Annotated in this window: 23 protein-coding genes; 14 read left to right on the top strand and 9 right to left on the bottom strand. The window is 63.2% G+C overall.

Features of this window, described 5'->3' with window-relative positions; genetic code table 11:
• Positions 1-32 precede the first annotated feature (32 nt).
• The 3 genes from HV773_RS12585 (at position 33) to mscS (ending at position 3157) form a co-directional block, all read left to right on the top strand.
• Entirely contained in the window at positions 33-992 is a 960-nt protein-coding gene (locus HV773_RS12585; RefSeq protein WP_129564123.1) for a hypothetical protein, read from the top strand.
• Between the two features lie 60 nt (positions 993-1052).
• Entirely contained in the window at positions 1053-2168 is a 1116-nt protein-coding gene (locus HV773_RS12580; RefSeq protein ID WP_160113497.1) for a transporter substrate-binding domain-containing protein, read from the top strand.
• A 119-nt stretch (positions 2169-2287) separates the two neighbouring features.
• The gene (gene mscS / locus HV773_RS12575; RefSeq protein WP_129564125.1) at positions 2288-3157 is read left to right on the top strand and encodes a small-conductance mechanosensitive channel MscS; all 870 of its coding nucleotides are present in this window, start codon (positions 2288-2290) and stop codon (positions 3155-3157) included.
• Positions 3158-3328: 171 nt separating this feature from the next.
• On the opposite strand, the gene HV773_RS12570 is transcribed toward mscS, so the two are convergent.
• Complete coding sequence (locus HV773_RS12570; protein WP_129564126.1) at positions 3329-4249, bottom strand: LysR family transcriptional regulator; 921 nt, start codon at positions 4247-4249, stop codon at positions 3329-3331.
• A gap of 285 nt (positions 4250-4534) precedes the next feature.
• Here HV773_RS12570 and HV773_RS12565 point away from each other — a divergent pair, with 285 nt between their 5' ends.
• Complete coding sequence (locus HV773_RS12565) at positions 4535-5848, top strand: MFS transporter (protein WP_129564127.1); 1314 nt, start codon at positions 4535-4537, stop codon at positions 5846-5848.
• Between the two features lie 64 nt (positions 5849-5912).
• Positions 5913-7388 (top strand): amidase, encoded by a 1476-nt coding sequence (locus tag HV773_RS12560; protein WP_129564128.1) that lies wholly within the window; start codon positions 5913-5915, stop codon positions 7386-7388.
• Between the two features lie 55 nt (positions 7389-7443).
• Here HV773_RS12560 and HV773_RS12555 read toward each other — a convergent pair whose 3' ends face one another.
• Complete coding sequence (locus HV773_RS12555; RefSeq protein WP_129564129.1) at positions 7444-8268, bottom strand: IclR family transcriptional regulator; 825 nt, start codon at positions 8266-8268, stop codon at positions 7444-7446.
• A 181-nt stretch (positions 8269-8449) separates the two neighbouring features.
• Here HV773_RS12555 and HV773_RS12550 point away from each other — a divergent pair, with 181 nt between their 5' ends.
• From HV773_RS12550 to HV773_RS12535, 4 genes are all read left to right on the top strand, one after another.
• Complete coding sequence (locus HV773_RS12550) at positions 8450-9799, top strand: MFS transporter (protein ID WP_227875456.1); 1350 nt, start codon at positions 8450-8452, stop codon at positions 9797-9799.
• A 50-nt stretch (positions 9800-9849) separates the two neighbouring features.
• Positions 9850-11004: an acyl-CoA dehydrogenase family protein gene (locus HV773_RS12545; RefSeq protein WP_129564131.1), complete on the top strand. Its 1155-nt coding sequence runs from the start codon at positions 9850-9852 to the stop codon at positions 11002-11004.
• 4 nt (positions 11005-11008) lie between these two features.
• Positions 11009-12217 carry a CaiB/BaiF CoA transferase family protein gene (locus tag HV773_RS12540; RefSeq protein WP_129564132.1) on the top strand — a complete coding sequence of 403 codons (1209 nt, stop codon included), beginning with the start codon at positions 11009-11011 and terminating at the stop codon, positions 12215-12217.
• A 406-nt stretch (positions 12218-12623) separates the two neighbouring features.
• Complete coding sequence (locus HV773_RS12535) at positions 12624-13475, top strand: 3-hydroxybutyryl-CoA dehydrogenase (protein ID WP_129564133.1); 852 nt, start codon at positions 12624-12626, stop codon at positions 13473-13475.
• A gap of 36 nt (positions 13476-13511) precedes the next feature.
• Here the strand turns inward: HV773_RS12535 and HV773_RS12530 are convergent, their stop codons facing one another.
• Positions 13512-14111: an FMN-dependent NADH-azoreductase gene (locus HV773_RS12530; RefSeq protein ID WP_129564134.1), complete on the bottom strand. Its 600-nt coding sequence runs from the start codon at positions 14109-14111 to the stop codon at positions 13512-13514.
• 137 nt (positions 14112-14248) lie between these two features.
• Between HV773_RS12530 and HV773_RS12525 the strand changes: the two genes are divergently transcribed.
• Positions 14249-15166: a LysR family transcriptional regulator gene (locus HV773_RS12525; RefSeq protein ID WP_175195281.1), complete on the top strand. Its 918-nt coding sequence runs from the start codon at positions 14249-14251 to the stop codon at positions 15164-15166.
• Positions 15167-15202: 36 nt separating this feature from the next.
• Here the strand turns inward: HV773_RS12525 and HV773_RS12520 are convergent, their stop codons facing one another.
• The 3 genes from HV773_RS12520 to HV773_RS12510 all read right to left on the bottom strand — a co-directional run bounded on the left by HV773_RS12520 (position 15203) and on the right by HV773_RS12510 (position 18747).
• Positions 15203-16693, bottom strand: a complete 1491-nt coding sequence (locus tag HV773_RS12520; RefSeq protein WP_175195279.1) for an aldehyde dehydrogenase family protein — start codon at positions 16691-16693, stop codon at positions 15203-15205.
• Positions 16694-16710: 17 nt separating this feature from the next.
• Entirely contained in the window at positions 16711-17661 is a 951-nt protein-coding gene (gene speB, locus HV773_RS12515; RefSeq protein WP_129564137.1) for an agmatinase, read from the bottom strand.
• Between the two features lie 240 nt (positions 17662-17901).
• A complete protein-coding gene (locus tag HV773_RS12510; protein ID WP_175195277.1) occupies positions 17902-18747 on the bottom strand; it encodes a helix-turn-helix transcriptional regulator in 846 nt (281 codons plus the stop codon).
• Positions 18748-18907: 160 nt separating this feature from the next.
• Here HV773_RS12510 and HV773_RS12505 point away from each other — a divergent pair, with 160 nt between their 5' ends.
• The 4 genes from HV773_RS12505 to HV773_RS12490 all read left to right on the top strand — a co-directional run bounded on the left by HV773_RS12505 (position 18908) and on the right by HV773_RS12490 (position 23530).
• A complete protein-coding gene (locus HV773_RS12505; RefSeq protein ID WP_175195275.1) occupies positions 18908-19252 on the top strand; it encodes a cupin domain-containing protein in 345 nt (114 codons plus the stop codon).
• A gap of 140 nt (positions 19253-19392) precedes the next feature.
• On the top strand, positions 19393-20826 hold the full coding sequence (locus HV773_RS12500; RefSeq protein WP_227875531.1) for an NAD(P)/FAD-dependent oxidoreductase: 1434 nt from the start codon (positions 19393-19395) through the stop codon (positions 20824-20826).
• A gap of 18 nt (positions 20827-20844) precedes the next feature.
• On the top strand, positions 20845-21777 hold the full coding sequence (locus tag HV773_RS12495; protein ID WP_129564141.1) for a LysR family transcriptional regulator: 933 nt from the start codon (positions 20845-20847) through the stop codon (positions 21775-21777).
• A gap of 163 nt (positions 21778-21940) precedes the next feature.
• A complete protein-coding gene (locus HV773_RS12490) occupies positions 21941-23530 on the top strand; it encodes a purine-cytosine permease family protein (RefSeq protein WP_129564142.1) in 1590 nt (529 codons plus the stop codon).
• Positions 23531-23635: 105 nt separating this feature from the next.
• Here HV773_RS12490 and HV773_RS12485 read toward each other — a convergent pair whose 3' ends face one another.
• The 3 genes from HV773_RS12485 to HV773_RS12475 form a co-directional block, all read right to left on the bottom strand.
• Entirely contained in the window at positions 23636-24271 is a 636-nt protein-coding gene (locus HV773_RS12485) for an outer membrane lipoprotein (protein WP_227875457.1), read from the bottom strand.
• Positions 24272-24617: 346 nt separating this feature from the next.
• Positions 24618-25235, bottom strand: a complete 618-nt coding sequence (locus HV773_RS12480) for a hypothetical protein (RefSeq protein ID WP_129564143.1) — start codon at positions 25233-25235, stop codon at positions 24618-24620.
• Positions 25236-25279: 44 nt separating this feature from the next.
• Positions 25280-26530: a Zn-dependent hydrolase gene (locus tag HV773_RS12475; protein ID WP_129564144.1), complete on the bottom strand. Its 1251-nt coding sequence runs from the start codon at positions 26528-26530 to the stop codon at positions 25280-25282.
• Positions 26531-26635 lie beyond the last annotated feature (105 nt).

The raw sequence follows: 26635 nt of genomic DNA, 5'->3' as shown, positions 1-26635 counted from the left end.
ACGCCTATTTAGGCTCCCGAGAAAGTGGAGCAATGGCAAATGCAATGGGAATGGAGAACGCGGATGGTATTGAAAAGTTGGCTCATTATGACAAGGCGGAGCGTTTCATGAGTCGTACTGCCAACTTGATTGCCGCTTGTTTGATTGGCGGCGTTTGCGCGCCGGCTTTTGCTGCGGATGTGGCTCCGGCAAATCCAGCTTCAGTCAATCCCGCCACGGCGGATTCACTCCCGGCGGCTCCGGCTCCCGCGCCCATCGATGCAGGAACGGGTTGGCAGTTCGCGATTACCCCTTATTTGTGGCTGCCGAACGTGGGCGGCACGATGCGCTTCACGCTGCCTGGCGGCGGCGCCGACGCTTCTACCGGGCCGTATAACTATCTGGAGAACTTGCGCTTCGCGATGTTTTTGCAAGGCGAAGCACGCAAAGGGGAGTGGAGCGTTTTTGGCGACATGATCTTCCTGAAGTTCGGCCAGCATAGGAGCAACGTCAACACGTTCAGCAACTCGCTCGGTTCGGCCGGCACGCAAAGCGACTTCGAAACGAGCCTGAAGGGCCAGTTGATTCAGGTGGGCGGCGGCCGTACCGTGGTGCAGAGGCCGTGGGGCAACATCGACGCCATCGTGGGGATGCGCTATTTAGGCGTGCAGGAGACCCTGGACGGCGGGGCTTCCGGCGACGTGAACGGCGGTTCGGGGGTGGGTACGAGTATTCATGTGTCGCCGAGCCAGGACATCTTCGACGGCTTTGCCGGCGTGCGCGGGCGCGTCTCGCTGAGCAGCGACGGCCGCTGGTTCGTGCCGTACTACCTTGACATCGGCGCCGGCACTTCGCGGTTCACGTGGCAGGCGTCGGGCGGGGTGGGCTACGCATGGAAGTGGGGCGACGCGAGTCTGACCTACCGATATCTGGCCTTCTATGGCTCGGGCGATCAGTTGGTGCAGACGCTGCGCTTTAACGGCCCAAGCGCCAACGTAACGTTCAGGTTCTAAGCGTTCATGCATGCTCTGAGGGGGCGCGGGACGGGCCCTCGATTTCAGCATGGAGTCATCATGTCCGGAAACATCCTGGCAGCGCTGGCGCTGCGCTGTGCGGCTCTGCTCTTCGTGGCGGGGCTATTGCCGTCGTGGGCCACGCCCGCGTTCGCGCAGGGCCACGCGAGCGTCATTCGTCTCTCCGTCGCGGTAATCCCGCCGGGTGTCATCGAACAGCACGGCAAGCTCACGGGCTTCACGATCGACATCTGGAATGCCGTTGCGGCACGCCTGAAAGTCCAGACGCAGTATCAAGTCGTTTCAGGTACGGCGGTGCTGAACGACTGTTTGCAGAACGGCCAATGCGATCTCGCGATGCCCCAGTTCGTCACCTGGGAGCGCGATCAGGCATTCGACTTTTCCACGCCTGTGCTCACCGCGGGGCAGCGGATCTTGGTGCGCGACACCGGCGATACGGCCGATGGCGCCGTGTCGGGTCCAATATTCGCGTTGTTCCATTTGCTGGGATCGACCACGACGCTGGCTTGGCTGGCCACCGGCCTCGTGCTGATTCTGATTCCCGCGCACATTGCCTGGTTTCTCGACCGGGGCGGCGAAGACGGCATCATTTCCAGCAAAAAGTATTTCCCGGGCATTTTCCAGGCGATTTATTGGGCGGCCACCACGCTGCTGACCCAGGCGGAAGAAGCGCCGCGCCAATGGCTCGCTCGACTGACCGCGGTTTTGCTCATGTTCGTGGGTCTCGTGTTTGTCGCGTTTTATACCGCGCAATTGACGACCGATTTAACCGTCCAGAAAATCAAAGGCTCAATCAACGGTCCGGACGATTTGCCGGGCCGACAGGTCGCGACCATAGCCGGATCCATTTCGGTGGATTATCTGCACAATCGCGGCGCGCGCGTGGCGGAATTCCAGCGGCCATCGGAAATGTACGCGGCGCTTGAGAGCGGCAAGGTCGATGCGGTGGTTTTCGCCGGGCCGGCCCTGCTCTACTATGCGAACCACGAAGGCAAGGGTCGCGTGAAAGTCGTTGGCCCCTCGATTAACCGGTCCGATATTGCGTTCGTGTATCCGGTCGATAGCCCGTTGCGCAGAAAGGTCGATAGCGCATTGCTCGAGTTGCGGGAAAACGGCACGTATGACGCTATCTACAGGCGGTGGTTTGGCGAGTAACAGGTGATAAGCAATGCGCAATGGGCAATTGCATGGATTGCCCGATACCCCGATGGTGTACGCCCCATGTCGATGCGACACTGATTCGCCGTTGGCGTGAGCTTATGGGGTGAACAACCATGGTTGAGATTAAATTCGTTACCGCAGTCGAGCACCTGGTCGACTGGGTTACAAACAACGAAGCGGAAATCGCGAAAGGCGTGCTCGCGATTGTGGGCGCAATCGCCATCCTGTTCCTGGGCATGACGCTTGCGCGCGTGGCGGCCGGCATGCTGCGGCGAATACTCCACCGCAAGGCTGTCGACAAGACCGTCATACAGTTTTCGGTCAACCTCCTGCGCTATGTACTGATCGCGTTTACCGTGGTGGCCGCGCTGGGCCGTCTGGGGGTGGAAACCAATTCGATCATTGCGGTCATTGGCGCGGCGGGTCTGGCCATTGGCCTCGCATTGCAAGGATCGCTCTCGAATTTCGCCGCCGGCATTCTGCTGGTTGCGCTGCGCCCGTTCAAGGCCGGCGAGTATGTCGATCTGGGCGGCGCTGCTGGCACAGTCGAAGAGGTCAACATCTTCTCGACCACCATGTGCATGCCTGATAACAAGGTGGTGGTGGTGCCCAACGGCAAGATCATCAGCGGCAACATCGTCAATTACACCCGCCATCCGTACCGCCGCATCGATATTCCGGTGGGCGTTGCCTATAACACCGACGTCAAGCACGTGAAGAGCGTCTTGCAGGCGGTGGTGCAGCGCGATGTACGCATTCTGCATAACCTGGGCAATACGATTCGCTTGATGGAAATGGCGGCACCGTCCCTCAACTATGTGGTGCGCGTATGGGTGAATAACGCGGACTACTGGGATGTTTATTTCGATCTGGTGGAGAACATCAAGTCCGCGCTGGACGAGCATCAGATTGGCGTGCCTTATCCGCAATACGATGTTCGCATTCATCGCACGCAGACCGACCGCGATTTCGCCGCGGACTGAGCAGAAAAAAGCCCGCTCAAGGCGGGCAGAAGTACGAGGAGACCTGATAAGGGCGACGGGGTATGCCCTTGAGACACACTGTAGCGCACCGCGCGCGGTCCGACACCTATCTGAATGAACAGGGGCGGGAGGCACGTTACCCGGCACGCATCGTGTATTCGTGCAATCGGGTCAGCTGGCCTGCTGCCCCTTGATCGTCAGCCGGCACACGGTCGCGAGCGCGAGCAGATTCGGGTCGCGCTCGCGCCGGCGCAGAAAGCTCAGGCCGATGGTCTGCCGCATGTCGTACTCGGCGCAAAGCGGGATCAGCATGATCTTGTGCGCGAACAGGTCGCGCACGCGCCCCGGCAGCAGCGTATAGCCCACGCCGCCGCTGACGAGGTTGATCAGCGAGAAGATGTCGCTGACCTTCATTACGACGTTTGGCGTGAAGTCCGCAATGCGAAACGCTTCAAGAAAGTCCCCGGACGTCGCGAATCCTTCGCTTAACGAAACGAAGGGCTCGTCGCGGCACTGGCGCAGGTCGATCGCGTCGTGTTGGCCGTATGCGGAGCCAATGGGCGCTGCGAAGAAAATTTCGTCCTCGAACAACTCGATCGATTCGATCTCCGAATCATATGAAGGAACCGCCATGAGAGAGGCGTCGATCGCGCCGCGCTTGAGCTTGTCGAGCAGGTCGGCGTTCGAGCCGAGAATCAGTTCCGCCTGCAGATCGGGGCGCCGGCTCTTGATGACCGTGACGATTTCAGGCACGGCGCGGATCGTCAGCGAGTAGAGCGACCCAATCTTCAGATGTTCCGAACCGTACCCAGCGGCTTCGCGCGTCGCGCGGATCCCGTCGATCATCGTCTTGATGACTTCGCCGGCGACCTCGGCGAGCACCTGGGCCGCGTCGGTCGGGGTCAGGCTGCGCCCTTCGTGGCGGAACAGCGTGCAGCGCATGCCTTTCTCGAGCGAGTGCAGCGCGCGATGGACGCTGACCGTGCTGATGTCGAGCGCCTCGGCCGCCTTGGCCAAGTTGCCGCATTGCATGAACGCGAGCAGCACTTCGAGCTTGCGGAAGGTGATCTCTTCGTCGACGCGGGGAGGCATGGTGGCGTGGCTGATCGGGAGGCGGCAGGAAATTTTGCCCCAGAACACGGGCCGTCGCAATTCGGGGCGGACCGGCCGGCGAGTGTATGCACGACCATCGGCGATTCTTCCCGATCATTAGCCTGAGAGTAACGTTCCGGACGCCAGCGTGATTGATGGGGATGGGCTGCGTATCTAATATCGTTCGACATCCAGCTTTCCATACGAGCAAGGTCGCTCTGCGCCGGCAGCCGCCGGAAAGGGCAGATCGTGCCGCCCCCCGAGACAGAAGGAAGGAGGAGCACCATGCAGATCGATTCACGCGGCACGTCCCGCACCCGGCAGGTCGCCGCCGCCGTTGTCGGCAACGCGCTCGAATGGTATGACTTTATCGTCTACGGCTTCTTCGCCGGCATCATCGCGCGGCTCTTCTTTCCTGCCGACAGCGCTTATGCATCGTTGCTGATGTCGCTCGCAACGTTCGGTGTCGGCTTCTTCATGCGGCCGGTTGGCGGGGTGCTCATCGGTCTCTATGCGGACCGTAAGGGTCGTAAGGCGGCGCTACAACTGATCATCGTGCTGATGACGCTGTCCATCGCGCTGATCACCTGCGCGCCGACCTACAAGTCGATCGGCCCGGCCGCGCCGCTGCTGATCCTGGTCGCGCGTCTGCTGCAGGGCTTCGCGACCGGCGGCGAATACGCGAGCTCGACCGCGTTCCTCGTCGAAACTGCGCCGCCGCGCAAGCGCGGGCTGTATGGCTCGTGGCAGATGATCGGGCAGTGTCTCGCCGTGTTCGGTGGAGCGGGGATGGGCGCGCTGATTACGCAAAGCCTGCCGGCGGCCGCCGTCGATAGCTGGGGCTGGCGCGTGCCGTTTGCGATCGGCCTGCTGATCGGCCCGGTCGGATTGTGGATTCGCCGCCATATGGAGGAGACCGAAGCATTCCGCGATGCGAGCCAGCAGGCCGGGCAGGTTCCGGTCAGCCTTGCGCAGGCGCTGCGCGACAATGGCCGCGCCGTGCTCGTGACGATCGGGATGACCATCATCGGCACTGCGGCGTTCTACGTGATGCTCGTGAATATGCCGACGTTCGCGCACAAGGAGTTCGGGCTGCCGCTCGACAAGGTCTTTGCCGTGCAGATGTTCGCGGTCGGGCTGATGACGCTGATGGTGCCGGTCTCGGCGGCGGTGTCCGATCGCATCGGGCGCAAGCCGGTGCTGATCGGCAGCATGCTGGCGCTGCTTCTGATGATCTACCCGACCTTCTCGTGGTTCGCGGCGGCGCCCAGCGTGTCGCGCCTGCTTGCCATGCAGTTGGGCATCTGTGCGATCATCGGCGCGATCTATGGACCGTTGCCCACCGCCACCGCCGAGCAGTTCGTGACGCGCACGCGCTCGACCGGCCTCGCGCTCGCGTACAACCTCGCGGTGATGCTGTTCGGCGGTTTCGCGCCGTTTATCGTGACGTGGCTGACCCGTGCGACCGGCTCGCCGGTGGCGCCCGCCGGCTATGTCGTGTTTGCTTCTGTGATCGGGTTGTTCGCCGTGCTGCTGATGCACGAGGGCGCACCCGCTGTGCTCGAGCGCCGGCGTGGTGCGCAAGTGCTGAGCGCGTAACAGCACGGTAAACCACGAAGCTCACCGATCTCCATTCACCCTCATTCGTTCAAGACAGTCACGCATGAATCAGGCATCGCCTTCTCCCGCCCAGCCCACGCAGGGCGAAATCGTCGCCGCCAGCGCGCTCGAACTCTCGCAATGGATCCGCCTTCGCAAGGTCTCCTGCCGCGAAGTGATGAGCGCCTTCCTCGACCACATCGAGCGCGTGAACACGCCGGCCAATGCGATCGTCTCGTTGCGCGAGCGCGCCACGCTGCTGGCCGAGGCTGGCGAGCGCGATGCGCAACTCGCGCGCGGCGAATACCTCGGCTGGCTGCACGGCATTCCGCAAGCGCCCAAGGACCTCACCGCGACGGCGGGCATTCCCTCCACGCAGTGCTCGCCGATCTTCCGCGACGAAGTGCCGAAGGCCGACGCGCTCGTGGCCGCGCGCATGCGCGCGCAAGGCGCGATCTTTATCGGCAAGACCAATTCGCCGGAGTTCGGCCTGGGCTCGCATACCTACAACCAGGTGTTCGGCACCACGCTCAATGCTTACGACCCCACGCGCAGCGCGGGTGGCAGCAGCGGCGGCACGGCGGTGGCGCTCGCGCTGCGCATGCTGCCGGTGGCGGACGGCAGCGACATGATGGGCTCGCTGCGCAATCCAGCGGGCTGGAACAACATTTTCGGTTTCCGGCCTTCGCAGGGGCGCGTGCCTTCGGTGCCGGCCGTCGACGCGTTTTACAACCAGCTTGGCTGCGCGGGACCGATGGGCCGCAGCGTGCCCGACGTGGCCATGCTGCTTTCCACGCAGGCGGGTTACGACGCACGCGCGCCGCTCTCGATTAGCGAAGATCCGGCGCAATTCACCGCTCCGCTCGCGCGGGAATTTAGTAGCGCGAAAATCGGCTGGCTCGGCAATTACGGCGGCTATCTGCCGATGCAAGACGGCGTGCTCGCCCTGTGCGAAACCGCTCTCAAGGACTTCGAAGCAATTGGCTGCAAGGTCGAGGCCACGCGCCCCGACTATGCGATGGAAAAGCTTTGGGACTGCTGGATCACGCTGCGCCACTTCTCCGTGGCGGGCACGCTGGGCGCGCTATATCGCGATCCGGCGAAGCGCGCGCTGCTCAAGCCCGAGGCGCAATGGGAAGTGGAAGGCGGCTTGAAGCTTTCGGGCGAGGATGTGTGGAACGCCACGGTCGCGCGCACGCAGTGGTACACCGCGCTGCTCGCGCTGTTCGAACGTTACGACTATCTCGTGCTGCCGAGCGCGCAGATCTTCCCGTTCGATGCGAAGGAGCACTGGCCGAAGGCCATCGCGGGCCGCACGATGGACACTTATCACCGCTGGATGGAAGTGGTGATCGGCGGCACGCTCGCGGGCTTGCCGGTGATGTGCGTGCCGGCGGGCTTCAACGCGCAAGGGCTGCCGATGGGCTTGCAGGTGATCGGCAAGCCGCACGCGGACTTCTCCGTGCTGCAACTGGCGCATGCCTACGATCAGGCCACGCAATGGGTGGCGCGGCGGTTGCCTGCGGTGCTCGCTGCTTGAGGGGCTTGGTCACGCCAGGGCCGCGCGAAGCAATGCGCGGTCCGGGCGGTTTGCATCAACGCAATCCCATTTGCCTGTCCGCGAGGCTCACCAGTTGCACGAGTTCCGGACCGAGCGTTTCATGCAGGTCCCTCTCGCTCATGCGCAGGCCGGGAACGGCGCAATTGAACAAAAGCCTTCTCGGCCCGTAATGGATTCGCGACGCTACGCCAACCGCGAGCACGCCGAGGCCCGAGTCGCCCATGTTGATCGCATATCCGCGTTGGGCGTAGCCCGCCACGGCGTCCATCGCGCGCTTGTGGGTGCGGGCATAGCTTTCGGGGCGAAGCTGGCGGGCGTGTTTGAGGAATTCCTGCCGCTCGGGCGCGGCCAATTGCGCTAGCCACGAGCGCCCCATGGCCGTCTCCAGCACGCCGTTCACCGCGCCCACGCCGGGGCGCTTGAGCGTGCCTTCCTCGTAAGCGCAGGTCTCGAGATACACCACGTCCAGATCCATCGTTACGCCAACCGAAACGGCGCCCTCCACACGATCGGCCAGCGCCTGCATGGCCGGGCGCACGAGCGCCAGCATCGGCGTCTTGATCAGATACGGATACGCGAGCGTCACGGCCGCCGGGCCGATGAAATAGCGGTCCAGCCGTTCGTCATGATCGAGAAAGCCCAGCGCATGCAGGGTTCGGCATAGCCTCGAAACCGTCGGGCGTGACAGTCCCAGCCGGGCCGCAAGCTCGCTGTTGGCGTGGGCGCGCGGCTCGCTCACGAAGCACTTCATGATCAGCAGGCCCTTGGCCAGGGTGCCGGCAAAGTACGGGTCGTCTTCCTTCACGCGGCGCAGATCGGTTTCGTCCTGCATCGAATAAGCGTTCAGCGATTTGCGCATACGAATCCCTCGAAGTGGTCCTGACCTGCCCGTTGCAACCGGGTTTCAATATTTGAAATTCTAGTTCATTCCTGGTGCCGCTCACGCGTAGAGTCGCCGCATTGGTCGGGCGCGTCACCGCTGACGCATCCCCTATCACCTGCCAAGACCGGTGAAGCCCGTCCCCATGAAGGAGACATCGTTGAACACCGCAAAACTCGTCGCCGCAACGGACGATGCCCATACGCCCGCCGACGTCGACGCCACCTATCGAAAGATCCTGTTCCGGCTCTTGCCGCTCCTGATTGTTTGTTACGTCTGCGCGTACCTCGATCGCGTGAACATCAGCTTCGCGAAGCTGCAGTTCATGAGCGACCTGGGCTTTAGCGAGGCGGCATACGGACTGGGCGCCGGATTATTTTTTCTCGGCTACGTACTGTTCGAAGTCCCGAGCAATTTGCTGATGCAGCGTATCGGCGCGCGCCGCACTTTGCTGCGCATCATGGTGACGTGGGGCGTGATCTCCAGCGCGACGATGTTCGTGAAGACACCCATGCAGTTCTATGTCCTGCGGGTGCTGCTCGGCGTGGCCGAAGCGGGCTTCTTTCCCGGCGTGCTGTTCTATCTGACGATCTGGTTCCCCTCCGAGCGGCGCGGGCGCGTGACCGGCTATCTGATGGCCTCCACGGCGATCGCCGGCATTGTCGGCGGTCCGGTTTCCGCGTGGATCATGGTGCACATGGCGGGCCTGCTCGGCTTGAAGGGCTGGCAATGGCTGCTGCTGGCCGAGGGACTGCCGTCGTTGCTGCTAGGGGCGCTGGCCTTCCTGATCCTCAGCGACCGTCCGGCCGACGCACGCTGGCTCAACGACAAGGAAAAGGCGATCGTCCTCGACCAGTTGCGCGCCGACGAGGGCAGCGGCACGCGGGGGCATGCGGCGGGGCATGCGGCGGGGCATGGGGTCCTCAAGGTGCTTGGACAACCGAGAATCTATGCTGCGATAGTCGCCTATTTTTGCGTGATCATGCCGTTCAATGCGATCGGTTTCTGGACCCCGACCATCCTCAAGGACATGGGCATCAAGAACCTGATTCACGTGGGCTGGCTCTCGAGTCTGGTGTTCGTTGCCGCCGCAATGGGAACCTGGATTCTGGGCGCGAGTTCGGACCGCTTCAAGGAACGCCGCTGGCACTTGCTGATCAGCAGCGCTGTCATGGCGGTCTGCTTTGGCTTGCTGCCGCTGGCGCTGCATAGCCAGGGCCTCGCCATCGCCATGCTCGGCGTGGCCGCGGCAGCGTCGTACGGAGCGTTCGTGGTGTTCTGGACGATCCCACCGTCGTTCCTCGACGGCGACTCCAAGGCCGGCGGGATTGCCTTGATCACCAGCATCGGCGGCACGGGCGCTTTCGCGAGCCCGACGCTCGTGGGCTGGATCAAAACCAGCACGGGCAGTCTCTACCCGGCGTTGATTGCGCTAGGGCTTATCGCAGTCGCCGGCGCCATCCTTATGATGGTGACGGTACGTCCCGCATCGCCGCGCGCACGAACCTGATTTCACCTTGACGTCTCAATCCCTATTCACGCCTTTCGGGAGTTCGATTCGTGATCCGAAATAATGAAAATCTTGAAACCCTGATTGCCGACGTTCGCGCCTTCGTGCGCGAGCAATGGCACCCCATCGAAGAACAGGTTGCCCGCGACGACGTTGTGCCGCCGGAGATGGTCGATACGCTGCGCCGCAAGGGCTATTTCGGCTGGAGTATCCCGGAGGCCTACGGTGGTCTGGGCCTGACTACGGAAGAACTGGTGCTGTGCGCGATGGAGTTGTCGCAAGCATCCGTGGCGCTGCGCGCCCGCGTCGGCACCAATACCGGCATCGGCTCCGAGGCGCTGGTGGCCGATGGTACCGAAGAGCAAAAACAACGCTGGCTGCCGCGCATGGCGACGGGCGAACTGACGGGCTGCCTCGCCCTGACCGAGCCGGAGGCCGGCTCCGAAGCGAGCAACGTGCAGACCACGGCGCGCAAGGACGGCGATTATTACGTGCTGAACGGCACCAAGTGTTTCATCACGAACGCCCCCGTAGCGAACGTGTTTACGGTAATCGCCCGCACCGAAGAAGGCACGCAGGGCAGCACGGGCCTCTCGGCGTTCCTGGTCGAGCGCAGCGAGGGCCTCACCACGGGCGAGCCTTATCGCAAGATGGGCCAGGCCGGATCGCCGGTGTCCGACGTTTATTTCAAGGACTGCCGCGTGCATGCGAGCCAGTTGATCGGCGGCCGCGAAGGCGTCGGCTTCCAGACCGTGATGAAGGTGCTGAACAAGCAGCGCCTGCATCTTGCGGCACTGTGCACGGGCCCCGCGATGCGCATGCTCGAACTCGCCCTCGGATACGTCACACGCCGCTCGCAATTCGGCCAGCCCGTGGCCAACTTCCAACTGGTCCAGGCGATGATCGCGGACAGCCGCACTGAAATTTTCGCCGCGCGCTCGATGATCGTCGAAGCCGCGCGCGCGCGTGACCGGGGCGAGGACGTCGCACTCTCGGCATCGATGTGCAAATACTTTGCGTCCGAGATGTGCGGGCGGGTTGCCGACCGCGCGGTCCAGATGTTCGGCGGCTCCGGCTATGTCGCGGACTTCAGTCCGATCGAGCGCTACTACCGCGACGTGCGCCTGTTCCGCCTCTACGAAGGCACCAGCCAGATCCACCAGTTGAATATCGCCAAGCTCGTGTTGCGCGGCGAGGGGAAGTAGGGCGATGGAAACCGCACATTACCCGCTGCACGGCGTGCGCATCCTGGACATGGCAACGGTATTCGCCGGTCCATTTTCGGCAACGCTTTGCGGCGACCTGGGCGCGGAAGTGGTCAAGCTGGAATTGCCGGGAGGAGGCGATTCCCTGCGCACGCTGGCGCCGGTGCACGACGGCATTCCGCTTTTCTGGAAGACTGCCAATCGTGGCAAGAAGGGCATTTCGCTCGACGTTCGCAAGCCTGAGGGGCGCGCGCTTTTTTTACGCCTGATTCGCGACTTCGATGTGCTGGTGGAAAATTTTCGCACCGGCACAATGGACAAGTGGGGGCTCGATCTCGCGACGTTGCATGAGCACAACCCGCGCTTGATCGTGCTGCGCATTACGGGCTTCGGGCAAACCGGGCCGTATGCCCGCCGCCCTGGCTTCGCCCGTATTTTCGAATCGATGAGCGGCTTTGCGAACCTGACGGGAGAACCGGATGGTCCGCCGCAGCACATGAATTACCCGCTGGGCGACGCGGTTGCGGGCCTGTTTGGCGCGTTCGCCATCTCTGCCGCGCTGGCCGAGCGCAACGCGTTGCCGGCCGCGCAGCAGAAGGGCGTGGAGATCGACCTGTCCGCTACCGAGGCGATGCTGCGCCTGCTCGACCCGCTGGCGGCCGAACATCGTTATACGGGAGAGGCGCGGACGCGCACGGGATCGCGCGCGACTTATACCGCGCCGTCGAACGTCTATAAGACGGCGGACGGCCATTGGGTCACGCTGGTCGGAACCGGCGATGCTATTTTCGCGCGTGTATGCCGGGCGATGGACCAGCCTGAATTGACACAGGATCCGCGCTTTCTGACCAACACGAACCGGGTTGCGAATCTGGTCGAACTGGATCGCTACGTGGAAACGTGGTTCAGATCCTTGCCGTACCCGGAGATCGCAAAGCGGCTCGAAGAGTGCGAGGTGCCGTTCAGCAAGATCTATACGATTGCCGATGTCGAGGCGGACCCGCATTTTCAGGCGCGTGGCGTACTCGTCGAATTGCAGGACCCTGAATTGGGTACGGTTCCCGCGCCGGCGCCCGTGCCGCGTTACGTGGGAAGAACCCCGGCCGCAATGACGACGGGACCGCAGACAGGGCAGCACAATCGGGAAATCTACGCACGTCTTGGCATGGACGAGGCTCAGCTCGAAGCGTTTCGCGCGGCAGGAATTATTTAAGCCGTGTGAGCTGTGTGGCGCGTTAAAAATAAGCCTTTCACATACTTGAATTCGATCGAAAAAAAGCCCGCATAAGCGGGCAAATTCGCCACTCAGGGATACCGGACCGTGCCAATTGCCCGGCACGAACATCGTAACCCGCGCAGACCCATTGCAGTGCTGCCCCAAACCCTGAGAGATGGAGGGCCCGCGTGCCTTCGCGCTGGATCGGGCCGATTTCAATGCAGCCAGCCATCGGGCACGCCATGGCCAGATTTGTCACTAGACCGGCAGGTTTGGCCAGGCCAGCCATTTCCCTGCGATGCTAGGATCTGCGAGTTTGCCGCCATTGTCTGGACCGGCTCGTAATAAACCGCAAAGCAGCAACGCAGCAACGCGCGACCGTGCGCGCAGGAGAAACTTGCGAATGAAAATCGAAACATTGGGCGTCATCGGCGCTGGAACGATGGGCGCTGGTATTGCCCAGGTCGCCGCTGTCGCGGGCCTCAAGGTCATCATGATCGACGTAACCGATGCGGCCCTGACCAAAGGCGTCGCTGCGCTCAGCAACAGCCTCGGCCGTCTCGTGGCGAAGGGCAAACTGGAGGCGGCCGCGCAAGACGCCGCGCTCGGCCGTATCGAAACGTCCACCGATTATCAGCGTCTCGCGGGCGCGGATCTCGTGATCGAGGCGGCCACCGAGAATCTCGATCTGAAGATTCGCATTCTTAAGCAAATCGAATCGGTTGTGGCGCCCACCGCCATTGTTGCTTCCAATACCTCGTCGATTTCGATCACGACGCTGGGCGCTGCGCTTGCCGACCCGGCGCGTTTCGTCGGAATGCACTTTTTCAACCCGGTTCCGCTCTTGCCGCTGGTCGAAATCATTCGTGGCCTGCAGACCAGCACCGCCACGGAAGAAGCGATTCGCGAACTGACCACGCGGCTCGGCAAGTCGCCCATCAGCGTCAAGAATTCGCCGGGCTTTGTCGTCAACCGCATTCTTGTGCCGATGATCAACGAAGCGTTTTTCCTGCTGGCCGAAGGGGCCGCGACCGCCGAGGAAATCGATGCCGGCATGTGCCTGGGCGCGAATCATCCCATCGGGCCGCTCGCGCTGGCGGATCTCGTTGGTCTCGACGTTTGCCTTTCGGTGATGGACGTCTACCTCAAGGACTTTGGCGATCCTAAGTATCGTGCGTGCCCGCTTCTTCGCGAGCTGGTGTCCGCGGGCCGGCTGGGACGCAAGACCGGCCAGGGTGTTTACAGCTACGCCTGATGACCAGGCTCGGGCACTCCGTACGCTGGTTTGAACTCAGGCGTGGAGTGCCTGCATTTGCTCGCGAGCGTTCGCGAGTCCCGCCTCTACGCCATGGGGCTTGATGTCGAGCCCCTCGGCGTAAACGAACTGCACGTCGGTAATGCCCATCAGGCCCAGCACGGCGCGCAGGTACGGCGTCACGGCGTCGGTGTCCTGACCCACGTGTACGCCGCCGCGCGAACTGAATGCGATGGCCTTCACGCCCTCGACCAGCCCTCTCGGGTAGGTGGCCGTGTACTCGAAGGTCACGCGCGCACGCGCGACCAGATCGAACCAGTTCTTCAACTGGGTCGGCACATTGAGGTTGTACATGGGCGCGCCAATCAGCAACAGGTCGCTGCTCTTGAGCTCCGCCACGAGCGTGTCCGATAACGCCACCACTTTGCTAGCCCGCTCGGTCGGGTTTTCAGCTCCCCGCAAAGCATGAAACAACTCGCTGTCGAGAACCGGCAGGTCGAGACTCGCGAGATCGCGCACGACGATTTCGTCGCGATGGCCCAGCGCCTTGCGCTGCGCGAGGAAGTCGTCGATTAGCGCGCTGGTTTGCGACTTGCCGCTCATGATGCTGGATTTGAGTACGAGAATTCGGGTCATTTCGAGCCTTGGTGCATTGCCATATCGATGAATGGATCCGATCGTAACACCCGCTATTTTTCCCGGAAAGCGATAAAATCGACCATTAATGTGGAATTTATTTCCCGAATTATCCGATCGAGCGGGAGCAATCGGCGATGCGAAATCCCTTGAAGGGCATTGATGTCTTTGTGGCCGTGGTGGAAGCGGGCACCTTCACGCAAGCGGCCGAACGGCTCCATATCACGCGGTCGGCCGTGGGCAAAAGCATCGCTCGTCTGGAAGAGCGGCTGGGCGTGATGCTGTTTCAGCGCACGACGCGCAGCCAAAGCCTGACCGAAGAGGGCGCGCTCTTTTACGAGCACTGCTTGCGCGCTGTCGAGGAGATTCAAACGGGCGAGACGCTGCTCGAAAGCGGAAAATGGCAGATGAGAGGGCGCTTGAAGGTGTCGATGCCGGCGCTCTTCGGCCATTTGTGCGTGGCGCCGCTCCTGATCGAGCTGGCCGAAGCGAACCCCGAGTTGAATCTGGAGCTATCGTTCAGCGACCGGACGGTCGATCTCGTGGAAGAGGGCTTCGACCTGGCGATTCGCATCGGCCTCTTGCCGAACAGCAGCGCGCTCGTAGCTCGGCCGCTGGGCGAGCACAAGATGGCTTTCTGCGCTTCGCCGGCTTATCTGAAACGTTTCGGTATCCCAATCACTATCGAAGACATGGACCGGCATAAGGCACTGGCCTACACGCGTTTTGGCCAGGTGCACCGCTGGCAATTCCTTGTCGACGGCCAGCGCGAGGAGCGGCTACCCGAAGTGCGCCTGCTCTCCGACGACTTGCGCGCGCTAATGGACGCCGCTATGGCTGGGCTGGGCGTGGCCTGGCTGCCGTACTGGCTGGCTCGCGACCTGCTGCGCAGGGGCAAGCTGAAAGAGTTGCTGGCCGATCAGCCGGGCGTGAGCTATGCGATCAACGCCGTGTGGCCATACAACCAGCATCTACCGTTGAAGGTCCGGGCAGCCGTGGATGCGCTGGTGGACAAGCTTCCGGCACGATTGGCCGCGGTCGAGGCGCGCGCTTGACTGCCGCGCGCCCAGCCTACTTTCCGTTGCCAGCCTTTAGCTAGCGTCCGCAAGCGCGTGCCGCAGTTCCTGATAGCTGCGCAGTCCGGCCAGACCGAGCTCGCGCCCGATACCGCTGAGCCCCAGTCCGCCCCAGCAAATTTGCGGGAAGATCAGTTGCGGCGTGTTGATCCACACCAGCCCGGCCCGCAGTTGCGTTTTGTAGCGGCGTGCTGCTTCGCGGTCGGCGGTCACGACGGTCGCGACCAGCCCATAGCGCGTGTCGTTGGCAAGCGCGATGGCTTCTTCATCGCTGCGGAAGGACTTGACGCACGCCACCGGCCCGAATACCTCGTCGGTCCACAGCAGGTTGTCCGCCGGCGGCTCGGCAATCACCACGGGGGCCATGAAAAAGCCATCCGCGCAGGCTTGATCGAGCCTGCCCGAGAACGCGATGGACGCACCGGCTTCCACCCCTTGCTCCACGAGCGACTGCACGCGCGTGCGCTGCGCCGCGCACACGAGCGGTCCCATCGAGACATTCGAAGCTTGCGGCGGTCCGACCACGATGGCGCGCACCGCGGTTTCGAACGCGGCCATGAACTTGCGGTACACGTCGTCGTGCACGAGGATGCGCGCGGTGGCCGAGCACATCTGGCCAGCGTTCGTGAACGCGCCGCTCACGGCGAGCATCACCGCGTGGTCCACGTCGGCGTCGGCGCGCACGATAAGCGCGGACTTGCCGCCGAGCTCCAGCGTGACGCGCTTCATGTCCTGCGCGGCCGTCTGCATCACTTTCTTGCCCGAGGCCGTGCTACCCGTGAACGAGATCTTGTCGACGAGCGGATGCGCGGTGAGCAGCGCGCCCACTTCGCCGCCGCCGTTCACGAGGTTGATGACGCCGTCGGGCACGCCCGCTTCGCTGATGATCGCAGCGATCATATGCTCGACCGGCGACGTGATCTCGGAAGGCTTGAGCACCACCGTGCAGCCGGCGGCCAGCGCGGGCGCGATCTTCCACGCCGTGGTGACCATCGGGAAGTTCCACGGCACGATCAGCGCCGCCACGCCAACGGCTTCATAGAAGCGCTCGCCGGTCACGCTGTCGTCGGGCAGTGCGAGCGTTTCCGGCGCGAAGGCCTTTTCGTCGAGGCACAGATCGGCGTAATAGTTGAACGTGGCTGCCGCGTCGCCCACGTCGATGTCGGCTTCCACAGGCGGCTTGCCGCTCACCTGCATCTGCATCTCGCTCAGGCGTGCGCGGTCCGATTCGATCAGTTCTGCGATCTTTTTCAGCAGCTTGCCGCGCGCGGCAGGCGTGGTGGCGCGCCACGAGGCGAGCGCGGCGTGGGCCGTGCGCACCGCTTTGTCCACGAGCGCTGCATCGGCCTGCTCCTGCCAGCCGATGGTCGCGCCCGTGGAGGCGTTGAAAATGGGCGTCGCGTCAGGCGCACCGTTGCTCACGGGCGCGCCGGCAATGGTCGCGGCCGGCAAGACGAAAGCGTCTTGCTGTTCCGCGGGTGTCGCAATCGAGGGTATCGTAGCCATCGTAAGGTCTCGTTGGATCAGCGGTATGCCACGCCCGGCATGATGCAGAGCATTTCGAACGCGAGGTTTGCGCCCACGAGCGCGGTCGTGCCAGCCTGGTCGTAAGGCGGCGAGACTTCGACGAGGTCGGCGCCCACGACATTGAGGCCCTTCATGCCGCGAATGATTTCAAGGCCCTGCTGCACGGTAAGGCCGCCAATTTCGGGCGTGCCGGTGCCGGGCGCGAACGACGGATCGAGTCCGTCGATATCGAAGCTCAGGTACACGGGGGTATCGCCCACGCGCGCGCGCACTTCCTCCATGAGCGGCGCGAGCGACTTGTTCCAGCAGGCTTCGGCCTGCACCACCGTGAAGCCCTGCTTGCGGCACCAGTCGAAATCCTCGGCGTGATAGCCGGTGCCGCGCAGACCGATCTGCGTGACCTTATCGCACTGGAGCAGGCCATCTTCCACCGCGCGGCGGAACGGCGTGCCGTGCGCGATCTTCTCGCCGAACATGGTGTCGTTCACGTCCGCGTGCGCGTCCACGTGAACCACGGCCACCTTGCCGTACTTCTTGTGCAGCGAGCGCAGGATCGGCCATGCGATCGTGTGATCGCCGCCCAGCGTGATCGGGCGGCAGCCATTGGCGACGATCTCGTCGTAGGCCGCTTCGATCAGGCGGATCGAGTCCGTGAGGTTATAGGGGTTGGTCGCGACGTCGCCAATATCGGCCACTTGCAGCGAATCGAACGGCGCGGCGCGCGTCGCCATGTTGTACGGGCGCAGCAGCACCGACTCCGAGCGGATCTGGCGCGGGCCGAAGCGCGCGCCCGAACGGTTCGAGGTGCCGATGTCGAGCGGCACGCCCACGAAGCAGGCGTCGAGGCCTTCGGTGGAGGTTGCTTGCGGCAGGCGCATCATGGTGGCGATGCCGCCGAAGCGCGGCATCTCGTTGCCGCCGAGCGGCTGATTGAATTCGCTTTGCATGGACCGTGTCTCCGTTTGGTTAATGCGAGTTAATGCGACTTGATGCGGGTTGATGCGATTGCGCCGATGGTAGGCGACACGCCGCCAGTGCAAATAACGAAGTTGAGATGTTTACATCGACGCCGATCGATATTGGCGAGGTGTTACGCCGACGATGAGAGAGGGTATCAGGGATTAACCTGGGGGAATAAGCCAGGGGAATAACCCGGCTGCGCGACTGCAGCGGAGGTGCAGCGGATGTTAGGGCGCTTGCAGACGAGCCGGCGCATCGCCCCATGCAACCAGTTCGCGCTTGGTGCGCACGCCCAGCTTCGCGAATGCGCGCTTCACATAGGTTTCGGCCGTGGCGGCCCGCACGCCAACGATTTCCGCCGCTTCGGGCACGGTCTTGCCCTCGATGAGGTGCGCGCAGATTTCGTATTCGCGTTTCGAGAGCCGCACGCCATCGGCCGCGATGCGCGCGTCGAATTGCGCGAGCGGGTGCAGATACGAGGTGGGATGCGCCACGCGCCGCGCCGCACTGGTCGACGCATGCAGTTCGAGCAGCGGAAACAGGAATTCGCTCACGTTGCGAAACAGGTTCATTTCCGCGAGCGAAAACGGCGGTTCATGAAGCGCGCGCTCGATAGCGATGGAGTGCTGGGCGTGGCGCGTGCCGCGCGCGAGCACGCATTCATGGGCGATAAAGGCTTCGTCGAACAGCCGCTGGCGAAACTCGCCGGGCGGGATCGCGCCGATGTCGCGCACCACGAGCAGGGTGCCGATCTTGCCGCGTATGCCGGCGAACAACGGATCGATTTCATGGAACCGATCGTAGTAGAGCGTCATGACCTCGGAGATCGCGCCGGTGTCCATGCCCACGCCGCTGCTGCCGATCCATTCGCACAGAAAGCCGTTGGGCATGGTGCTGTCCGCGCGCGAGCGCTCGAGATGCACGACGTTCAGCGGGATGACTTCGTTGAGCAGCAGCGTGAGGCGCCGCACGAAATCGGGCGTGCCGACGGCCTCGATAACGTTGCCGAGCGTCTTGAACGACAGCGGGAAATTCGACGGATCGCTGGTGTGGGTGGGGACGGAAATCTGCATGGCGTGCCCCAATTGAAAGGCGAACTCATTATAGCCGAAGCCTTGCGCACCCCCTGAAAGCCGTCAAAACGCATGTTGTCCCCCCTGAGGGAGGGCATACCGGGACGCCGCGAATCGGTAACTTTGGCGCACCGTTTCAATTCAACAAATCAGGACACACATGAGCAAGCTGATTCAAGACATCGTGCAACTGGGCGCAGGCCTGGGCGAATTCACCAAACTCGATTTCGGCATGGACGAAAGCGACTGGCGCGCCGCTGAGGGACAGAGCGGTAAGTACGTGATCGGCTGGTGGGAAGGCAAGGTCGGCTCGGTGGAGTTCCCCGAGACGTCCGCCGACGAAGCCGTGTGGCTCGTCGAAGGCAAGATCGCGCTGACCGACGTAAACGGCGGCCGCAAGGAATTCAAGGCGGGCGAAGGTTATCTGCTGCCGGCGGGCTTTGCCGGCCGCTGGGAAACCCTCGAAGACGCCAAGAAGTTCTACGTTCTGCTCGAAAAGCAATAAGCCCTAAATAGGCTTTAAGCCAGCAATTAAACCCGGAACCGCGTCAAGCCGTGCCGTCCCTTGCGGGGCGGCATCGTCCCCTCACGCCTCAAGCAGTGAAGTCCATCATGAGTAAAAGCGCGCAACTCTACGAAGCCGGCATGCCGGCGCCCGCCGCCGCGCGTCAGGCGGCACGCAAGCCTGACGCGTTGAGCGTCGAAGATGCGCTCTCGCGCACCAAGCTCTCGCCGTACTGGCTCGACAATCCGGACCAGCCGCCGGCCGAGCCCAAACTCACGCGCGACACCAAGGCGGACCTGCTGATCGTGGGCGGCGGCTTCACGGGCTTGTGGGCCGCTGTGCAGGCGAAGGAGCAGATGCCCGAGCTCGACGTGGTGGTGATAGAAGCCGGCCGCGTAGCTCACGGCGCGTCGGGGCGCGCGGGCGGCATCATCTCCACTTCGGTGATGCACGGCCTGCCCAACGCGGTGCGCGTGTTCCCGAACGACATCGACCAGCTCGAGGAATTCGGCCATCGCAATCTGGACGGTTTCGAAGAAACGCTCAAGCGCTACGGCATCGACGCGGACATCGAATGGAACGGCGAAATGACGGTGGCGGTGGACCCCGACCACGTCGAGCATCTGCGCGCCGACTACGATCTGCACAAGCAGCACGGCCACGACGTGGTGCTGCTGGGCGAGCAGGCCACGCGCGAGCAACTGGATTCGCCGTTGTTCGCGGGCGCGCTGTGGTCGCGTAACCGCAGCGGCATCGTGCATCCCGCCAAGCTTGCGTGGGGCCTCAAGCGCGCGGCGCTTGCGCTCGGCGTGCGGCTTTACGAGTACTCGCCGCTCACGAGCGTGAAGGATGAGGGCGAGACCGTCTTCGTCAAAACGCTCGACGGCAGCGTGCGCGCGCCGCGCGTGTTGTTCGGCAGCGGCACGGCCAAGGTCGGCATTCCCGATATCAACCGGCGCGTGCTGCAGGTGCGCGATCACGTGCTCGCCACCGAGCCGCTGACTGAAGAACAGCTTGCGCGGATTGGCTGGAAAAACCGCCAGGGCATTTACGACACGCGCACGCAGCTCAATTATTTCCGCCTCACCAAGAACAACAACATTATCTTCGGCGGTCTCGTGAGCTATCACTTCGATGGCGATCCGAATCCGGCGCAGGACGGGCAGCGCGAAACCTACTACCGGCTCGCGGAAGCGTTCTACAAGACCTTCCCGCAGCTCTCCGACGTGCGCTTCTCGCACGCCTGGGGCGGCCCGATCGACTATTGCTCGCGCGGCTCGGTGTTCGCCAAGCGCTACCTCGGCGGCAAGGGCGTGTTCGTGGCGGGCTACACGGGTTTTGGCGTGGCGGCCAGCCGCTTCGGCGCGTTCATGGGCCTCAATATCCTGTTCGGCCGCAGCAGCCCGGAGCAGGAGCTCGATATCGCCAAGCTGAGCCCGACCTATATTCCGCCCGAGCCGGTGCGCTGGCTGGCGGCGAAGGTCACGTTCCATGCGTTCGATGGCGCCGATGCCGAAGGCGGCTGGAAACGCGCGTGGATCAAGGGCATCAAGGCCATGGGCTTTCCGATGTAAGTCGCGATGTGAGTCGGCATGTTTTCCAATACCTCTGACCTCGACCTGCGCCTCGTGCGGGTCTTCCTCGCGGTGGTGGACGCGCGCGGTATCACCGCCGCCGAAGCCACGCTCGGCGTGCGCCAGTCGACTATCAGCTCGCAGCTTTCCGCGCTCGAGGCGCGCGTAGGCTTCACGCTGTGCGAGCGCGGGCGCGGCGGCTTTCGTCTGACGTCGAAGGGCGAGCGCTTCGTGGCTTCGGCGCGCGCGCTGCTGGCGGCGACTTCGCAATTCGTTGCGCAGGTGCGCGACATCGACCGCAAGCTCGTGGGCACGCTCTCGATCGGCTTGATCGGGCAGGCCTCGCAGGTGGAGAACGCCCGGCTTGCCGAGGCCATCGGCGCATTTCGCAAGCGCGATCAGGCCGTGCGCTTCGCGATGCGGGTCGCGCCGCCGCAGGAACTCGAAGAAAGCCTCGTGAATCAGCAGCTCGATCTCGCGATTGGCTACTTCTGGCACCGCGTGGCCGGGCTCACTTATACCGAGCTATTCAGTGAGCGCCAGGTGATCTGCTGCGGGCGCGGGCATCCGCTCTTTCACGCGGAGCCGCACGTCACGCTCGACGACCTGCGTGCGCACGACTGGATCTGGCGCAGCTACCCGGTGCCCGAAGAGCTTGCGAGCATCGGCGAGCGGCAGGTGACCGCCATCGCGGACAGCATCGACGCCGCCACCGTGCTGATTCTCTCGGGCAGCCATATCGGCTATCTGCCCGAGCATCACGCGCAGAGCTTCGAGCAGCGCGGGCTGATTCGCGTGCTCGGGCGTTCGGCGTTCGGCTTCGACGTGCCGCTGCATCTCGCGATCAAACGCGGCGCGGCGGACAAGCCGATCGTGCGCGCCTTCTGCGACGACCTGCTCAATGTGTACGGCGCGCGCGTCCTGGAGCAAGAGGAACCTGCGTGCGCGTGAAGTGCTCGGCAATACATCGCGCAAGCACGAAGTGAACATTCTAAATACGCAATATGGCGCGCACTCGGCTCATTTAGAGTGACCGCCTGAGACTTGCACCGGCCGGCTCTCGAGCGATCCTCGGGGCGCGGTACCGTGCCGGTGCTCCAAGGAGTGAGACATCATGGCTGAAAATACCAGTATTACGCAGATCGAAGCATTCGGCTTCGAACGCATTCCCGATGCTTCGCGCTATGCGCGCCCCATCGATCTCTTCCGGCTGCTGTTCGGCGGCTGCAATACTTTCTCCACTTCGGTGCTCGGCAGTTTTCCCGTGCTGGTGGGCCTCTCGTTCAAGGCGAGCGTGTGGGCGATCGTGCTGGGCGTGCTCGTGGGTACCTGCATTCTCGCGCCCATGAGTTTGTTCGGGCCGCGCAACGGCACGAGCGATCCGGTTTCCTCGGGCGCGCACTTCGGCATTCACGGACGGATCGTCGGCTCGTTTCTCGCGCTGCTGACTTCGATTGCGTTCTTCTCGCTGGCGGTGTGGAGCTCGGGCGATGCGCTCGTGGGCGGCGCGCACACCCTCGCGGGCGTGCCGGTGAACCGTTGGACGCTCGGCACCGCGTACATGATCTTCGCGGTGCTCGTGCTGGTGGTCTGCATCTACGGGTTCCGCTTCATGCTGTGGGTGAACAAGATTGCCGTGTGGGCCGCGAGCCTCATGTTCATCGTCGGCGCGTTTGCGTTCGCGGGCACGTTCGACATCAACTACGCGGGCACGCTGCAAGAGGGCGGCGCGGGCTTCTGGGCCGCGTTCGTGGGCTCCGTGCTCGTCGCGCTGAGCAACCCGGTTTCGTTCGCTTCGACGCTCGGCGACTGGGCACGCTACATTCCCGAAACCACGCCGCGCCATCGCGTCATGGGCGCCGTATTCGCTGCGCAGATCGCCACCTTCGTGCCGTTCTTCTTCGGCCTCGCCACGGCCACCATCATCGCCACGCACGCGCCCAGCTATATCACCTCGAACGATTATGTGGGCGGGCTGCTCGCGGTTTCGCCGCGCTGGTTCCTGTTGCCGATGTGCCTGATCGCCATCATCGGCGGGATGTCGACGGGCACCACCGCGCTGTACGGCACGGGCCTCGACATGTCGAGCATGTTCCCCAAGCTGCTCGACCGTGTGCGGGCGACGCTGCTGATCGGCACGCTTGCTATCGGCTTCATCTTCGCGGGCCGCTTCGCGTTCAATCTGGTGGAAAGCGTCTCGACGTTCTCGACGCTCATCGACACCTTTAGCTGCCCTTGGATGGCGATCATGGTGATTGGCTTCCTGCAGCGCCGCGGCTTCTATCTCGCCGACGATCTGCAGATCTTCAATCGCGGCGGGAGCGGCGGCCATTACTGGTTCACGCGTGGCTGGAATCTGCGTGCGATGGGCGCGTGGCTGCCGGCTGCGTTTATTGGGCTGTCGTTCGTGAATCTGCCGGGGCAGTTCGTCGGGCCGCTGGGCAACCTCGCGGGCGGCTGTGACCTGAGCGTGCCGGTTTCGCTGATCGTGGGCGGCGCGCTGTATCTGGCGCTGCTGTGGATGTTCCCGGAACCCGATGCGGTGTACGGGCCCAACGGACGCCGCTTCGTGCGCGGCATGCGGGGGCAGGCATTTGCCGCCACGCCCGCACCGGCTGCGGTAAAAGCGCTGGATGAGCGCGATGCGCGCCGCGTGCCTGAATACGCAGGCAATCGCGAGTACGTTGAGGAGTTTGCCGAGTAATAGGACTACTGCGAGGAATACTGCGAGGAATACTGCGTGGTGGCATGGCTGCCCGGCGGCCACGCCATGAGCCATCCCGCGTTCACGCGTTCACGCGTTTTTACGTCAATAGCGCGAAAGCTGGCTGCCATTCACCTGGACGCGGTCGCCGGGGTGCAGGTCACCCGGCGTCGGCACGTCGAACGAGCGCATCGAATTGTCGCTCAGTTGAACGTCGATGCGATAACCCGCGGGCTGACCCATGCGCTGGCCGACCTGGTTGCCCGCATAGGCGCCGCCTAGCGCACCGACAACCGTCGCCACATCGCGACCGTGGCCGCCGCCGAACTGATTGCCCACCACGCCGCCCACCAGCGCGCCCACCACGGTGCCGGCGATGCCCGAAGCGCCCGTGGCGTTGCTGACTGCGCGAATGTTCGTGATGGTGCCGTACTGTGTGCCGTATTGGCCGCCGTTCTGATTGCCATACTGCGAGTCGTACTGGCCGTTGTTTTGTGTGTCGTACGGTTGCTGATACTGCTGCTGTTGCTGTTGATAGGGCTGCTGCTGATACGGCTGTTGCACGGTGCCCGGTTGCGCATAGACCGGCTGGCCCTGGTAGCCTTGCTGCGCGCCGTACGGCGTATAGCCCTGCGGATAACCGGGCGCGACGCACGCCGAAAGCGAAAGGCTGGCGGCGGCAGCAAGGGCGACGATCAGGGTGGACTGGGTAGAGAGCATGGTCATGGGTTTGGTGTGCATCGGCGTCGCATTGGGCGCGGCGAGCATGATCAGGAAGGCAGATGCGCGGGAGTATAAGGAAAGCTCGGCGGTCCGTCCGCTGCCCGCGTGTAACGACGTGTAAAGTTTGTTGCGGCGTGGTTGAGGGTGCGAGTGCGGATGCTCGCGAGCCACTCTGCGCGGGCCCGCTAAAATCCCTGCCGAACGGTTTCGCCCCGCAAGCGGGGCTAGTTCTTCTGCTTGCCGGACGGAGTCGATGCGTGGGGGGAGTGCAGCAAGTTGGCGATTTATGCGTGGGGTGCTCTGGAACTCGTTTTCGCCATCTCAACCGCTGAATCAGTTGCGCTTGCGCGCCGCTGCATCAGATTCACTGATCCGAAGAGTGGCTGGCCGTTCCGCCCTTGATGTCCATGAAAATCCGGCGCTTTTCACGCCAGGCCTTGAGTTCCGCATTGTTTTCCTTGATCTGCTGCCGCATGGCCTCGGTGAACTCCACCCCTTCTCTTGGCTTCTGAGGCGCCCTGGCGAGGTTCGGCAGCAATTCGTTCAGCGCGAGAACTTCCGCTTCCTTTTTACCCACATATTCGTCGACAAGATCGTGACGCTCCTTGAGCTTCATGAAGCCACCGGATTCGATAAAGTTCGTCATCGTGTCGAGATTGCTTTGCTTGCCGGTTTGCGAGCGGTGAAACGCTTCGTCCAGGAAGGCATAGACCTGATAAGCCTTTTTGCGCGACACCAGCATGCACTTTCTGATGAGGACCGTGTAGATCAGGAGTACGCCGGTGCGATGGTTCCCGTCGTCGAAGTATTGCCGGGTCACGATTGCGTGCGCGGCCTGGCAGATGTTGGCAACGTTCGCGCTGATCTCTCCGCCGCCGAAATACGCAGTGAGGTTGTGCTGACCGCGCCGGCTGACACTCAGGTTGCCGTGCCCCGTGATGACGCGATTGCAATCGACGACGTCCTGGTATCCAAATCCCATAAGATTTTTCCTTGTCTCGACGGCGGAAATCCTATCTTAGGTGATCAAGCGGGGAGGGTATCGGGAAGTGAGCAACCTATGCGGGCGAGCACCGCGTTGAGCAGCACATCTGCGCCGCGGGTGCAGTCTTCCGGCAGTGCATCTTCCGCTTCGTTGTGACTCAATCCGTCCACGCACGGAATGAAGATCATCGCGGTCGGGCAATGCTTGGCGACGTGAATGGCATCGTGTCCCGCGCCGCTGACGATACGCTGATTCGGATAGTCGAGCGCCGTGACGGCGTCCTGTACGGCGGCCACGCACACCGCGTCGAACGGCATGGCGGGGCTGACCCAATGCTGCGCAATTTCCACGGCGACGCCGCGGCGTCCGGCGATGGCCTGGAAGCGATCGCGCACGGCCGCTTCCATGGCTTCGATATGGGCGTCTTCATGGTGCCGGAGATCGACGGTGAACGTGAGGTCCGCGGCGATCGTATTGCGCGATGCATTGCGCACGCCGATTTCACCTATGGTCACGAGACCGTTCGGCGCAAACTCTGTCGCGAGCGCTTCGAGCGCGAGCGCCATTTCGCTGGCGGCGAACATCGCGTCGCGCCTGAATCGCATCGGCGTCGTACCGGCGTGCGCTGCCTGACCTTTGACCCGGACATCGAGCCAGCGAATGGCCTGACCGCCTGTGACGACGCCGATCGGCACACCGCTTTCCTCGAGAATCGGCCCCTGTTCGATATGGGCTTCGAAATAGGCATCGAACACGGCGCCCGGCACTTCACGCTCGCCGCAATAGCCGATGGCGCTCAGTGCCTGCGCGACCGACACGCCGCTTGCGTCCTGTGCGGCCAGCGCCTGCTCCAGCGGCATCACGCCGGCGTACGCCGCCGAGCCGAGCATCGCAGGCGTGAAGCGCGCGCCTTCTTCATTCGTCCACACGACGATCTCAAAGGGCTTGTCCGTTTCGATGCCCGCATCGTTCATCGTGCGGACGACTTCCAGTGCGGCCAGCACGCCATAGACGCCGTCGAAGCGACCGCCTTCAGGTTGCGTGTCCAGGTGGCTGCCGCTGGCGACCGGGCTGGCGTTGGCGGATCGCCCGGCCCGGCGGGCGAACAGATTGCCGACCCGGTCGACGCTCAGCGTCATGCCGGCTTCCAGGCACCATTTCGAGAACAACATCCGGCCTGCCGCATCCTCCTCGGTCAGTGCGAGACGGCGCACACCGCCGATTGGCGTGCCGCCTATCCGGGCCATTTCCATCAGCGTCGACCACAACCGGTCGCCGTTCACTTTCAGCATTGCTTGCTCTCCTTGCATGGTCGCGTTCGCCCAATACATTTGGCGAGCAAGCTTTATCCGCTAACAAAAATGCGCCGTCTAATTCCGAATTTTTATTCGACGTAT

Source organism: Paraburkholderia caffeinitolerans, from assembly GCF_902859945.1.
GTDB lineage: Bacteria > Pseudomonadota > Gammaproteobacteria > Burkholderiales > Burkholderiaceae > Paraburkholderia > Paraburkholderia caffeinitolerans.
The sequence above is the reverse complement of the archived record's forward strand: the minus strand, read 5'-3'. Positions and strand labels throughout refer to the sequence as shown.